The following is a 13470-nucleotide window of genomic DNA, read 5'->3' on the forward strand; positions in this document are numbered from 1 at the left end:
TATTATGCATATTAAAGAACTGGAGCCATTGTTTCTTTCAGCACTTGAACAGAGTGATCGAATTTTAATTCTTCTTCTTCGCTTAATTCTACTTCTAAAATTTCACGAACACCGCTGCGATTTAATACAGCAGGTACACCGATATACACATCTTTTTGACCGTATTGACCTTCCAAATATGCTGAGACAGTTAATACACTATTTTCGTCGTTTAAAATCGCTTTAGTAACACGTAAAAGTGACATACCAATACCATAGTAAGTTGCGCCTTTTCGCTCGATAATATGGTAAGCTGCATCACGAACGTTTATGAAGATTTTGTCTAAATCTTCTTGTGTGTATGTGTTGTCTTTATCAAGAAGCGTTTGTAGTTTTTGAATACCAACTGATACGTGACTCCAAACAGGAAGTTCGGTATCACCATGTTCACCGATTATATAAGCATGAATGTTGTGTGGACCAATATTGAAGTACTCACCTAACATATAGCGGAAACGAGCAGAATCAAGTGTTGTACCAGAACCAATTACGCGTTCTTTCGGTAAACCAGATTCTTTCCAAGTTACGTAAGTTAAAATATCGACAGGGTTAGTTGCGATTAAGAAAATACCATCAAATCCGCTATCCATAATGCTACGAACGATTTGTTTGAAGATTTTCGCGTTTTTCTCAACTAAATCTAAACGTGTTTCGCCTGGTTTTTGTGGTAATCCAGCCGTAATGACTACAAGATCAGCATCTTTACAATCTTCGTAGCTGCCTTTCCATACTCTAGTTGGAGCTGGAGCAAATGGAACTGCATGACTTAAATCCATTGCTTCTCCTTCAGCTTTTGCCTCGTTTACATCAACTAAAACAAATTCTTCAGCTACAGCTTGGTTAATCATGCAGTAAGCATAACTACATCCAACTGCTCCTGTTCCTACTAATACAACACGGTTAATACCTTTTTTCATTTCAAAATTCCTCGCAATTTCATTGATTTTATTATGTAAGATAATACGTCTTACTTCTATAGATTTATATCTAGTTTATTACATTTTATAAAAGATATTCAAGTATTTGAAAATGTATCCGTGCAATTTCTTGCATAAAACATAGGAAGTAAGTTAACCGAATATAATGCAATAAAATCCTTTATTGAAGGGGAAAAGGCCATGATGCAGCCATTAACGATGGAAAGAATGCTTCATATTATTAATGTGGGGCTCGTTAAAACGAAGAATCCAAAGCAGATTATTATTGTTGGTGCAGGAATTTCAGGATTAGTTGCAGCATCGTTATTGAAAGAAGCAGGGCATAAAGTAACAATTTTAGAAGCGAATAATCGAATAGGCGGAAGAATATATACGATCCGTGAACCGTTTAGCAGAGGTTTATATTTTAATGCAGGACCAATGCGAATTCCTGATACACACAAGTTAACTTTAGCTTACATTCGTAAATTCAAATTACCGTTAAATCTTTTTATAAATAAAACCGCTTCAGATATTATTTATACGAATAATATTAAAACGAGATTAAGCATATTCGAAAAAAATCCAAGTATACTTGGATATCCTATTTTAGAGAGCGAAAAAGGTAAAACGGCAGAAGAGTTAATGTTAGAGGTATTAGAACCGATTCTAAATTATATTAAGAAAGATCCTAATAAGAATTGGAGTATTGTTGAGAAAAAGTATAAAGCATATTCGCTCGGCACATTTTTAACTGAATATTATTCAGACGGTGCAATAGATATGATTGGTGTACTTCTTGATATGGAAGCGTATATGGGAATGTCTTTAATTGAAGTATTACGAGAAATGGTCTTCTTTACTTCAACGACGAAATATTATGAGATAACGGGCGGGATAGATGCATTACCAAAAGCATTTTTATCGCAGTTAAATGAGAATATATTTATGCGGTATAAGGTTGAAAAAATTATACAAGAAAATAGCAAAGTGATGATGCAAGTAAACCATGAACAAACTATTGAGAGATTTATGGTTACAGGTGATGTTGCAATTGTTACGATCCCATTTTCAGCTTTACGTTTTGTTGAAATTCAGCCTTACAATCTATTCTCTTATTATAAAAGACGAGCAATTCGTGAATTAAATTATATTGCTGCAACTAAAATTGCGATAGAGTTTAAAAGTAGATTTTGGGAAAGAGTGGGGCAATGTGGCGGTAAATCTATTACAGATTTACCTATACGGTTTACATATTATCCGAGTTATGGCATTCATACATCAGGGGCAGCTACCGTTTTAGCGAGTTATACGTGGGCAGATGAGGCGTTAACATGGGATAGTTTACCGAATAGTAAACGCATTCGTTATGTATTAAAAAATTTAGCGGAAATATACGGTGACATCGTTTATAGTGAGTTTGTTACAGGGGCATCTTTTAGCTGGAGTCAAAATCCGTATTCTTGCGGCGCATTTACAGCTTTCGAACCGGGCCAAGAACTCGAGTTATTTCCGTATATTACACCACCATCTGGGAAAGTGCATTTTGCCGGAGAGCATACGACATTAACACATGGGTGGATGCAAGGAGCAATAGAGTCTGGAATTCGAGTTGCATATGAAGTAAATGAACAGTGAAGATATATTTACAAATCACCACTCTTTTAATAAAATAATAAATATAAATCGTAATTATTACGCTTTGAATACGTTTTGAAATAAAGAAATGGATGGTTGATCAAATGAATAAAGTAGAAATTCATATATTAGGTGGCTTTTTAGGTAGTGGAAAATCAACATTATTACAAAATTTATTGTTAGCGGAGAAAAAGAAGAATAGAAAAGTTGCAGTGTTGATGAATGAGATTGGTGAGTACTCAGTAGATACAGATATTATTGGAAAAGAGAATGTTTTAAGGGAGCTTCTTAAAGGGTGTATTTGTTGTACGCTAAAAGAAGAGCTTGAAATACAATTACATTCGTTATATCAGCAAGAAAGACCAGATGTCATTTATATAGAAACGACAGGTGTTGCGCATCCAATTGAAGTGTTAGATGCATGTGTATCACCAATTTTAGCACCTTTCCTAGAAGTGAAATCAATAGTAGTCGTTTTAGATGCAGTAAGGTGGTTAAATCGAAGTGTATTAAGTGCAAACGTTCAGCAATTATTACATGAGCAATTGAAGTTTGGTAGCCATATTTTAATTAATAAATCAGATTTACTAACATTTGCGGATAAGAACAAAGTAATTGAAGAAGTGAAAGCAATAAATAATCATGCGAAATTGTTTGAAACAAAGTATTGTAATATATCTTTAGAGGATATAGAAGAAGTTGAATTTACGAATGATGGGGAACATGAGACACTACATGTAAAACAGCATTTACATATACAAACGATGACATATCAATTTACGAAATCAATTGATCAAGATAAATTATACGAATGGCTTTCGAATTTACCAGATAGTATTTATCGTGTGAAAGGTTTTGTGAAATTTCATGGGGACAAATATCCTCACTTATTCCAATACTCGTTCGGGGTACCGACTTTACTGGAACAAGACTTCGGTTTCCCAACGAACCTGGTAGTAATAGGGGAAGGGCTAGATAAGAAACAATTGGCTGAAGGGTTAGAGAAAGTGGAACTTAATTCTAATTAAGGTTAAAGGAGCTGCTCCACAAGTCGGTGAAACCGACTTGTGGGCAGCCTTTTTATTTCTTATGAGTAACCATTTAGCTACTTGTATTCATGTTAAATAGTCACTCTTTTAGTATTTTCGTTTTCCAAGATAAACATTTACACTAGTACTAGAGTCTCTTCTAAATTCAATTTTGCGACCATCTAATTCTATTGTTCGAGAGCTTGCAGTAGGATTTTTAATTAGACTATACAGATAATCTGCTTTAGTTGGTAGTAGTGTATTTAGGATTTTTTTCACCGGCTCGTTTAATACAGGATCATCACTATGAATAGACATTCTATATGCACTGTCATCATAGGGAGAAAAATTAAAATGCATAATGCCATCATATGTTTGACCAGTTTTACTGAATACATAGCTATAATCGGTTTTTAAAAACCCAGAATCAATCAGTATATTCTCAATTTCTTTATACTTATCCTCATCTTTCGCAGGAATAGAATCAGGAACAAAATGAGGACTTACATTAATTGTGCTATACATAAACTTTGCAAATTGTTCTCTTGTTACATTCAGTTTCCCGCCATATTGATAGTTTCCAATTCCGTTTGTAATACCATTACTATACAATGAACGAACAGAGTTTGTTGCCCAATGATTATTTGGAACATCATAGAAAAGATCGTTTGTTTTTACAGGTAAATGAAACGCTTTTTGTAAGATAACAGCCATTTCATATCGAGTTAATGTATCATCAGGTCTAAACTTGTCAGTGTTATTGTCCCCTGTCATGATTCCTTTTTGAGCAACTGCTTTAATATTGTTTTCAAACATATGCCCATGAATATCAGAGAAATGTTTACTTATAGATCCGGTATTTTCTAGTTTTAAGTATCTTGAAATAATCGCAGCTACTTGCCCACGAGTTACATTGTCCCCAAATCCAAATTTTCCGTTACCATAACCATTCATGACCTTTTGTTCAGTTAAATGGTCAATCGAATCTTCAGACCAATGCCCTTTTGGTACATCGATGAAACGTTCAGTTTGTGCATGAGCATTCGTTGCGCCGAATAATGTGGCGGTAATTAAGCCTGTTGCAAGTACATGTTTAAAATTCATTATGATTCCTCCTAAGTATATAAAACAATAGTTTCTCACTCATATCCGATGCTTATAAGTGATAATCAATCATATATTATATTACTATATTACGGTTTTGTAAAATACGGATTTACTTTCATAATATTGCTTAAATGTATATGTTGTTATGAGAGGGCGGGAAGTGTAAAAAAGTCAACTGACGAGGCATTTATATGTTCTGATTAGGAATGCGTTATAAAATTCTCACTAATTAATAGCTAGTCAAAAAAAGCCAATCTTTATTGGGTTATAGAAAAACAGTTGTAGATTTTGTCTAACGATAATAATTGTAAAATTCAGAAATATATTTATAATCAAATCTAAGAGGTGATTCAGGTGTCAGAAAAAACAATAATGGATGTAAAAAACTTAACAACAAAAGGGTTAGAAACGAGAGAGAAGTTATTGTGTGCTGCAGAAGAGGTGTTTGGTAGTAAAGGGTATTACGAGGCTTCTATCGTGAATATTACACAAGAAGCAAAGGTAGCGCACGGAACTTTCTATAATTACTTTCCATCTAAAAAAGATATATTTGATGAATTAATTCGCAGATTGAACCGTGAGTTACGCTTAATTATTAAAGAAGAAATGAAGGGGATATCAAGTTACGAAGAGGCACAAAGAAGAGGTTTTCAAGCATTTTTTCGATGGGTGAAAGATCGTCCTAATCTATATAACATTGTACAACAGGCGGTAGTTGTTGATGATAACTTATATAGATGGTACTATGCAAAGCTCGCAAATGGATTTTTAAAAAGTTTATCAGCTGGTATGGAAGCGGGAGAGTTTAAACAACTTGATAAAGAAACAATTGCGTATTGTCTTATGTCAATTGGTCAATTTCTAGGAATGCGATGGGGTTATTGGGAAGAGAAAGATGTTCCGGAAGATGTATTTGAAGCAGCGATGTCATTAATATTTGAAGGATTGAGAAAGAGATAAGGGAGTGGGGAAAATATGCAAGGCATTGCTTATTGGATTGAAAAACGGGCCTATTTACATCCAGATCGCATTGCCATTATTACAGATGAGGAGGAAATGACATATAAACAGTTACATGAGTATGTAAATAAAGTAGCCGCATATTTAATTTACGATTTACATGTGCAAAAAGGAGAAAGGATAGCTATTTTATCGCAAAATAGCTTGGAATATATTGTGCTTTTGTTTGCTATTGCAAAGGTAGAATGTATTGCTGTTCCACTAAATATACGGTTAACAGAAAATGAGCTTATATTTCAGTTGAAAGATAGTGGAACAACAGTTTTATTTGTAGAGGAAACATTTCAAAATATGGCATTGTCAATGCAGAAGGTATCGTATGTACAAAGAGTTATTTCGATTACAAGTTTAAAAGAAATAGAAGATAGAAAAATTGATAACTTTGAAGAGATAAATGAAAGCGCATCCTTTATTATATGTTATACCTCAGGGACAACTGGAAAACCGAAAGGAGCTGTACTTACACAAGAAAATATGTTTTGGAATGCGCTAAATAATACATTTGCGATTGATCTAACTATTCACGATCGCTCCATTGTATTACTGCCTTTATTTCATATTGGTGGGATTGGCTTATTCGCATTTCCAACTTTATTTGCAGGTGGTGTAATCATTGTTCCGAGAAAATTTGAGCCAACTACAGCTCTTTCCATGATAGAAAAACATAAAGTGACTGTAGTGATGGGAGTACCTACAATTCATCAAGCATTAATGAATTGTGAGAATTTTGAAACTGTAAATTTGCAATCAGTTCGCTGGTTTTATAACGGTGGTGCTCCGTGTTCAGAAGAGTTGATGAGAGAATTTATAGATAGAGGATTTTTATTTGGTCAAGGCTTTGGTATGACTGAAACATCACCAACCGTATTTATGCTTTCAGAAGAAGATGCAAGACGTAAAGTAGGCTCAATTGGAAAACCAGTTTTGTTTTGTGATTATGTACTTATTGATGAAAACAAAAATAAAGTTGAGATTGGTGAAGTTGGAGAGTTACTTATAAGAGGGCCAAATGTAATGAAAGAGTATTGGAATCGGCCAGATGCAACAAAAGAAACGATTCAAGATGGTTGGTTATATACGGGAGATTTAGCTAGAGTTGATGAAGATGGTTTTGTATACATTGTCGGTAGAAAAAAAGAAATGATAATTTCCGGTGGTGAAAATATTTATCCACTTGAAGTAGAGCAAGTCATTAATAAGCTTTCGGACGTATATGAGGTAGCGGTCGTTGGTAGGCAACATGTAAAGTGGGGAGAGACTCCAATCGCCTTTATTGTGAAAAAGAGTAGCAGTGTATTAACTGAAAAGGAAGTCATTGAACATTGTCGTTTATTTCTAGCAAAATATAAAATACCGAAAGAGATTATTTTTCTAAAAGAATTGCCTAAAAATGCAACTGGTAAAATTCAAAAAGCACAGTTAGCAAATCAATTGAAAAGTAGGTGAAGAGATGACGATGTACAGCACGGGTCAAAAGGCGTCATGTAGTAAAACAATAACAGAAACGGATTTTGTATTATTTGCAGGTTTAAGTGGGGATTTTAATCCAATCCATATTGATCATGAGTATGCGAAGCAAACTAGATTTAATCAAAGAATAGCACATGGTTTACTAACTTCTAGTCTATTATCGCAATTGCTTGGTATTCATTTACCTGGAAAAGGATCCGTTTATATGGAGCAAACTATTAAATTTACAGCGCCAGTTTTTATAGGAGATACAATTACAGCAACGGCTACAGTACAAGAATTTATGATAGAAAAGAGAGTTTTGAAATTGTTAACGGAGTGTCATAACCAAAAAGGAGATTTAGTATTAACAGGTGTAGCTACTATGATGGTGCCAAAAGAAGGAGGAGTAGTCTAATGAATATTGGGATTGAAGCGACTGGTGTTTTCTTCCCCAAAGACGTAGAGACGGCTGCAGACCTATCTAAAAAAACAGGTATCCCTGAGCACATTATTATAGAAAAGTTTGGATTATATGAAAAACATGTGGCAGATGAAACGATGCATGCATCAGATTTAGCTATTGCTGCTGCAAAGCCAATATTATTACAAGTAGATCCTCAATCTATTGATGTAGTCATTTATTTTGGCAGTCCACATAAAGATTACCACGTATGGTCTAGTGCCCCAAAAATTCAGCATGAACTTGGATTGAAAAATGCTTATGCTTTTGAAATTATGAATGTTAGTTCTTGCTTTCCGATCGCTCTCAAAGTCGCAAAAGACATGCTTTACTCCGATAACTCAATTGAAAATATATTATTAGTAGGTGGATGCAAAGAATCTCAAATTGTAGATTATGATAACCCACGATCGCGTTTTATGTTTAATTTCGCTGATGGCGGAAGCGCAGCTTTAGTGAAAAAAGACGCTAAAAACGGTGGAATATTAGAAAGTGCGATTATAACGGATGGTTCATTTCATGAAGATGTTCGTATCCCAGCTGGTGGATCGAAGCAGGTTGCGAGCTATGATACAGTTGAGAATCGACAACATTATATTGATGTAATAGATCCTATTAATATGAAAGAACGTTTAGACCGGGTTTCAACTCCTAATTTCGACAAGGTGATTCGGGAGGCGTTAAGAAAAAGTGGATATACTCTTAAAGATATTAAAGTATTGTTACCATTGCATACAAAACGTTCTATGTTAATAGAATTGATACAGGGGCTAGGGCTAGCGGAAGAACAAGTCGTATATTTAGATCATTATGGGCATATGTCAGCGCTTGATCCGTGTATTGGCTTACACTTTGCAAATGAACAAGGAAAATTACAGGCCGGAGATATTGCAGTAGTAGTTAGTGCAGGGACTGGGTATACGTGGGCAGCTACTGTGATTAGGTGGTAGTAAAGATGAATTTTATCAAAAAAATTATATGTTGTTTTTTCATTGTTACTGTGAGTCTAGGGATATTTGCTTCTTTAGGAAGTGCCTCTGCTGTAAAATATGTGAAATCATGGGGGAGTGAGCTAGATACTTTTAAGTTATTAAGGACACCAGTGGCGATGGCAAGGGATGCAAAAGGATTTTTGTATGTTGTTGATATGGGGAATAATAGAATTTTGAAAATAGATAAGAATGGAGAAGTTGTTGATGCTATAGGAACTTTAGGTGAAGGTCCGGGACAGTTTAATATGCCATTTGGTATTGCTGTTGATAAAGAAAGTAATATTTTAGTTGCGGATACAGCGAATTATCGTATTCAAAAATTTAATGAGGAGTTTCAATTTATTAAAAGTTGGGGTAGGAAAGGTAAAGGAAGTGAGCAGTTCTCGTTTCCTAGGGAAATTGCAGTAGATAGCGATAACAATTACTATATTACGGATGAATACAATCATCGTATTCAAAAATATAGCCCAGATGGGCAGTTTATTCAAACAATAGGGAGTTATGGAAAGGCGAATGGAAAAATGGCTTTACCACAAGGAATCGCGATAAATAAACAAGACGAGGTCTATATTGCAGACACATATAACAATCGTATTCAAGTGTTTGATAAAAAAGGAGAGTTTCAGCGAGTAATTGGAACAGGAATTGCAGGATTAGGTCCATATCAATTCTACCATCCAAGAGGAATAAATTTTGACTCAACATCTGGATCGCTATATGTAGCAGATACGTATAACAATCGGATAATGAAATTTACAAATAAAGATCAATTTTTATATACAGTAGGTAACTTTCCACAGTTTGTTTATCCTAATCAAGTTCTTCCGGATGGTAAAGGGAATATCTATATAACGGATACGGGAAATAATCGTGTGCTTTTATATAATGAGGTAGGCCTAACAGCGGTAATGAAGAAAACCATAGGTAATGAAAGGAATGGAAATACACAATATGCAGGACCTTATGATGTTGAAAGAGACAAGAATGGAAATGTTTTTGTATCTGATTCCTTTAATCATCGAATATTGAAATATGATATATCTGGGAAGATTGTTGGGAAGTGGGGAAGTTTATTTGGTATTGGTGGGCCACTTGGGTTTGGAAGTCTTCCAGGGCAATTTTTTGTTCCAAGACAAATTGCAACGGATCGTTACAATAATGTGTATGTATCTGATTCTGTAAATCATCGCATCCAAAAATTCACTAATTCAGGAATAGTGCTTGCTTCATATGGCTCATTTGGAGTATTACCAGGTTTTTTTCAATTTCCATCTGGAATAGCAATTGATAGTAAAGGAAACATATTTATAGCTGATGCAGAAAATCATCGTATTCAAAAATTCAATCCATTCTTTGTATATATGAAAGAATGGGGGAGAAAGGGAAGTGGAGAGGCAGAGTTTTTTCAACCTATGCAATTAGCAATTGATTCAAAAGATAATGTTTATGTTGTTGATCGGATTAATAATAGGATTCAAAAATTTGATAATGAGGGTAAATTTATTACAAAATGGGGTACAAATCATGGGGCTGGAAACTTAGATCCACTAGAAAATTGGAGAGAGGGTCCAGGAGATCTTTTTTTGCCAATAGGGATTGAAATCGATATAAATAATACGGTTTATGTCACAGATGCTTCTAATAATCGTGTGAATATTTATAATGAAAATGGGGATTTTTTAGAGTCTTTTGGAAGTTTTAATGGTATGTCAGGACAGTTTTTCTCACCACAAGGAATAGATGTAGATAGCCAAGGAAATATAATTATTACAGATGGTTTACTCCAAAGAATTCAATTTTTTAAGAAAGCTAATTAATATTGGAGACTCAAAACACTTGTTAGAAAGGATAGAAGTTTAATAGAGTGGGAGTGCGGAATATGTAGGAATAAAATATTTATATCAAATTGTAAAGGGGTTTAATGGAAAGCGGAGAAGATACATTTATGCTAACAATCTTGTCTATATTATTTGAAGAAAAAGTCATAATTACGGGTGGATAACTTTGGCGTGTTTGACTCTATCAGAAAGAAAAGTATGGGGAGGATCACAATGTCGATGAAAAAACGTAAATGGCTAAGAATGATGGCTACTGGTTGTGTTTTAAGTTCGTTATTCATAACGGCAGCTTGTTCAGGAAAGAAAACAAGTACAGAGGATGAAAAGACGATTAAGGTAGGGGTTCTTGCTTCATTAACAGGCCCATTAGAATCATATGGAAAACAAACAGTGAACGGATTTGAATTAGGGTTAGACTATGCAACGGCTGGAACCGGGAAAGTGGAAGGGAAGAAGATTAAGTTTGTTGTAGAAGATACGGAAACAAAAGCTGATGTAGCAGTTAAAAAAGCTACGAAATTATTAGAAGAAGAGAAAGTTGATTTTTTAGTCGGATCGTCTAGTTCAAGTGATACATTAGCGGTTTTACCATTAGCTGAAGAGTACGAAAAAATAATGGTTGTAGAACCAGCAGTGGCGGATAGTATTACCGGAAAGAACTGGAATAAATATATTTTTAGAACAGGTAGAAATTCATCTCAAGATGCAGTCGCTGGTGCTGCAGCAATTGCAAAAAAAGATGTGAAAATAGCAACGTTAGCACAAGATAATGCTTACGGCCGTGAGGGGATTGCGGCATTTAAAGCTGGAGCGAAGAAATTAGGGGCAAATATTGTAAACGAGCAATACGCAGATACAAATTCGACTGACTTCACTGCAAATATTCAAAATATCATTAGCTCAAAACCAGATTATTTATTTATCGTTTGGGCAGGGGCAAACTCACCTTGGAAACAGTTAAAAGATATGAATGTGGAAGCGCAAGGTATTAAAATTTCTACAGGTGCACCAGATATACCGGCATTAAAAACGATGGATGCGTTAGTAGGAATGCAAGGTTTTTCTGTTTATTATCATACACTCCCGAAAAATAAGGTGAATGATTGGTTAGTGGAAGAACATAAAAAACGATTTAATGGTGCGGTGCCAGATTTATTTACAGCAGGAGGAATGTCAGCGGCAATTTCAATTGTAGAAGCTTTAAAGAAAACAAAAGGTGATACAGATGTAGATACATTAATTAAGAAAATGGAAGGAATGGAATTTGATACACCGAAAGGAAAGATGAAGTTTAGAGAAAAAGATCACCAAGCGATGCAGACACTGTATTCTATCACATTGAAAAAGCAGGATGGTGTTGATTATCCAGTGCCAGTATTAGAGCGAGAATTAACGATGAAAGAGACAGAACCACCAGTTCAAAATAAGTAGACTGAATTTTCTGTTGTTTTTGTATAAAGAGGGGCACACCCTCTTTATACGTATTTCTTTCATACTTAAAGCTTTATAGGGAGGGATTTCGTGACACATTTGCTAGAAACGAAAAATCTTAGCGTATCTTTTGGTGAGCATCATGTTATTAAAAATGTGAATTTAACAGTACAAAAAGGAAAGCTCATTTCCATTATTGGACCAAATGGTGCAGGAAAGACAACGTTATTTAATTTACTAAGTGGACAAATTTCTCCAACAAAGGGTGAAGTATATTTTAAAGGACAAGAGATTACAAAGTTATCAATTTCAGATCGAACTCGATTAGGAATTGGTCGTTCTTTTCAACTTACAAATATATTCCCGGAGTTAACGGTACTTGAAAATGTTCGTTTAAGTGTTCAATCATTCGTGCAAGATTACTATAGTTTTTTTCCGAGTTCGGCAAAATTTAAGCAACAAGTTGGAGAGGCGAGACGTTTCTTAAAAACAGTATTACTTCAGGAGAAAGAACATGTATTAGCGAAAGATTTAGCGCATGGAGAAAAACGAAAGTTAGAGCTTGCGATGTTATTAGCTTTGAAAACGGATGTGTTACTACTTGATGAGCCGACGGCAGGTATATCAGTTGAAGAGGTACCGGCTATTTTACAAGTGATTGAAAACATTAAGAAACATCCAGAGAGTACAATTGTACTTATTGAACACAAAATGGATATGGTACTAGGTTTGTCAGACCATCTTATCGTTTTATTCCATGGAGAGTTATTGGCTGAAGGTTTGCCCGAAGAAATTATGAAAGATGAGCGTGTACAAAGTGCTTATTTAGGAGGATTATATAGTGGCACTATTACAAGTGAATAATATAGAGACGTATTTAGATCAGTTTCATATTTTACAAGGGGTATCTCTTGCTGTTGAAAAAGGAACGATTACTGTACTGTTTGGAAGAAATGGGGCAGGGAAGACTACGACATTACGTTCGGTTATGGGATTTCATCATATCGCACAGGGTGAAATTTATTATGATAGTGCACAAGTAAATGGACTATCTACACATTTAATTTCAAGAAAAGGAATAGGGTATGTACCAGAAAATCAAGGTATTTTTCACGATCTGACAGTAGAAGAAACATTCGCTCTTGCCAGAGGGAAGGGCAAAGAAGCGGAAGAGAAAATTGAGTGGATGCTTGAACTATTTTCAGATTTAAAGCAGTTTTGGCATAAAAAAAGCGGACTATTAAGCGGAGGACAAAAGCAAATGCTAGCAATTTCAAGAGCATTTATTAATAGTGATGGTTTATTACTTATTGATGAGCCGAGTAAAGGCTTGTCCCCCATTATGATAGAAAAGTTAATGATAGCTATTTTGAAAATGAAGGAGAAAACAACAGTTTTACTCGTTGAACAAAATTTTATGATGGCTAGTCAAATTGGTGATTACTTTTATATTATGGATAACGGAAGAATTGTTCATAACGGTTTTATGCATGAATTAAAAGAGGATAAGGAAATGTGTCACAAATATTTAGGAATCTCTTAACATGA

At 34.7% G+C, this 13470-nt stretch carries 12 protein-coding genes; 10 read left to right on the plus strand and 2 right to left on the minus strand.

Annotation, left to right across the window (positions count from 1 at the left end):
- Positions 1–11: 11 nt before the first annotated feature.
- A complete protein-coding gene (locus V7S50_RS26465) occupies positions 12–956 on the minus strand; it encodes an L-lactate dehydrogenase (protein WP_060630460.1) in 945 nt (314 codons plus the stop codon).
- Between the two features lie 201 nt (positions 957–1157).
- Here V7S50_RS26465 and V7S50_RS26470 point away from each other — a divergent pair, with 201 nt between their 5' ends.
- The gene (locus V7S50_RS26470) at positions 1158–2594 is read left to right on the plus strand and encodes a flavin monoamine oxidase family protein (protein WP_242251528.1); all 1437 of its coding nucleotides are present in this window, start codon (positions 1158–1160) and stop codon (positions 2592–2594) included.
- Between the two features lie 104 nt (positions 2595–2698).
- Positions 2699–3622 carry a CobW family GTP-binding protein gene (locus V7S50_RS26475; protein ID WP_063224222.1) on the plus strand — a complete coding sequence of 308 codons (924 nt, stop codon included), beginning with the start codon at positions 2699–2701 and terminating at the stop codon, positions 3620–3622.
- A gap of 108 nt (positions 3623–3730) precedes the next feature.
- On the opposite strand, the gene V7S50_RS26480 is transcribed toward V7S50_RS26475, so the two are convergent.
- Positions 3731–4726: an S-layer homology domain-containing protein gene (locus V7S50_RS26480; protein WP_242251529.1), complete on the minus strand. Its 996-nt coding sequence runs from the start codon at positions 4724–4726 to the stop codon at positions 3731–3733.
- Between the two features lie 357 nt (positions 4727–5083).
- On the opposite strand from V7S50_RS26480, the gene V7S50_RS26485 reads away from it, so the two are divergent.
- From V7S50_RS26485 to V7S50_RS26520, 8 genes are all read left to right on the plus strand, one after another.
- The gene (locus V7S50_RS26485) at positions 5084–5689 is read left to right on the plus strand and encodes a TetR/AcrR family transcriptional regulator (protein ID WP_242251530.1); all 606 of its coding nucleotides are present in this window, start codon (positions 5084–5086) and stop codon (positions 5687–5689) included.
- Positions 5690–5704: 15 nt separating this feature from the next.
- Positions 5705–7195, plus strand: a complete 1491-nt coding sequence (locus V7S50_RS26490; RefSeq protein ID WP_242251531.1) for an o-succinylbenzoate--CoA ligase — start codon at positions 5705–5707, stop codon at positions 7193–7195.
- A gap of 4 nt (positions 7196–7199) precedes the next feature.
- The gene (locus V7S50_RS26495) at positions 7200–7616 is read left to right on the plus strand and encodes a MaoC family dehydratase (protein WP_029141103.1); all 417 of its coding nucleotides are present in this window, start codon (positions 7200–7202) and stop codon (positions 7614–7616) included.
- Complete coding sequence (locus V7S50_RS26500) at positions 7616–8611, plus strand: 3-oxoacyl-ACP synthase (RefSeq protein ID WP_242251532.1); 996 nt, start codon at positions 7616–7618, stop codon at positions 8609–8611. The genes V7S50_RS26495 and V7S50_RS26500 overlap by 1 nt, the downstream gene beginning before the upstream one ends.
- A gap of 62 nt (positions 8612–8673) precedes the next feature.
- Positions 8674–10470, plus strand: a complete 1797-nt coding sequence (locus V7S50_RS26505) for a 6-bladed beta-propeller (RefSeq protein WP_242251915.1) — start codon at positions 8674–8676, stop codon at positions 10468–10470.
- Between the two features lie 234 nt (positions 10471–10704).
- Positions 10705–11922 (plus strand): substrate-binding domain-containing protein, encoded by a 1218-nt coding sequence (locus V7S50_RS26510; protein WP_242251534.1) that lies wholly within the window; start codon positions 10705–10707, stop codon positions 11920–11922.
- 90 nt (positions 11923–12012) lie between these two features.
- Complete coding sequence (locus V7S50_RS26515; RefSeq protein WP_242251536.1) at positions 12013–12786, plus strand: ABC transporter ATP-binding protein; 774 nt, start codon at positions 12013–12015, stop codon at positions 12784–12786.
- On the plus strand, positions 12764–13465 hold the full coding sequence (locus V7S50_RS26520; protein ID WP_242251538.1) for a branched-chain amino acid ABC transporter ATP-binding protein: 702 nt from the start codon (positions 12764–12766) through the stop codon (positions 13463–13465). The genes V7S50_RS26515 and V7S50_RS26520 overlap by 23 nt, the downstream gene beginning before the upstream one ends.
- The last annotated feature ends 5 nt before the right edge of the window (positions 13466–13470 follow it).

This window comes from Bacillus sp. CCNWLW194 (assembly GCF_037120585.1).
Taxonomy (GTDB): Bacteria; Bacillota; Bacilli; order Bacillales; family Bacillaceae_G; genus Bacillus_A; species Bacillus_A basilensis.

What these genes read in the sequence shown, in the direction of transcription:
- V7S50_RS26465 (WP_060630460.1), bottom strand. Translation starts at nt 956, where the DNA reads ATGAAAAAAGGTATTAACCGTGTTGTATTAGTAGGAACAGGAGCAGTT.
- V7S50_RS26470 (WP_242251528.1), top strand. Translation starts at nt 1,158, where the DNA reads ATGATGCAGCCATTAACGATGGAAAGAATGCTTCATATTATTAATGTG.
- V7S50_RS26475 (WP_063224222.1), top strand. Translation starts at nt 2,699, where the DNA reads ATGAATAAAGTAGAAATTCATATATTAGGTGGCTTTTTAGGTAGTGGA.
- V7S50_RS26480 (WP_242251529.1), bottom strand. Translation starts at nt 4,726, where the DNA reads ATGAATTTTAAACATGTACTTGCAACAGGCTTAATTACCGCCACATTA.
- V7S50_RS26490 (WP_242251531.1), top strand. Translation starts at nt 5,705, where the DNA reads ATGCAAGGCATTGCTTATTGGATTGAAAAACGGGCCTATTTACATCCA.
- V7S50_RS26495 (WP_029141103.1), top strand. Translation starts at nt 7,200, where the DNA reads ATGACGATGTACAGCACGGGTCAAAAGGCGTCATGTAGTAAAACAATA.
- V7S50_RS26500 (WP_242251532.1), top strand. Translation starts at nt 7,616, where the DNA reads ATGAATATTGGGATTGAAGCGACTGGTGTTTTCTTCCCCAAAGACGTA.
- V7S50_RS26510 (WP_242251534.1), top strand. Translation starts at nt 10,705, where the DNA reads ATGTCGATGAAAAAACGTAAATGGCTAAGAATGATGGCTACTGGTTGT.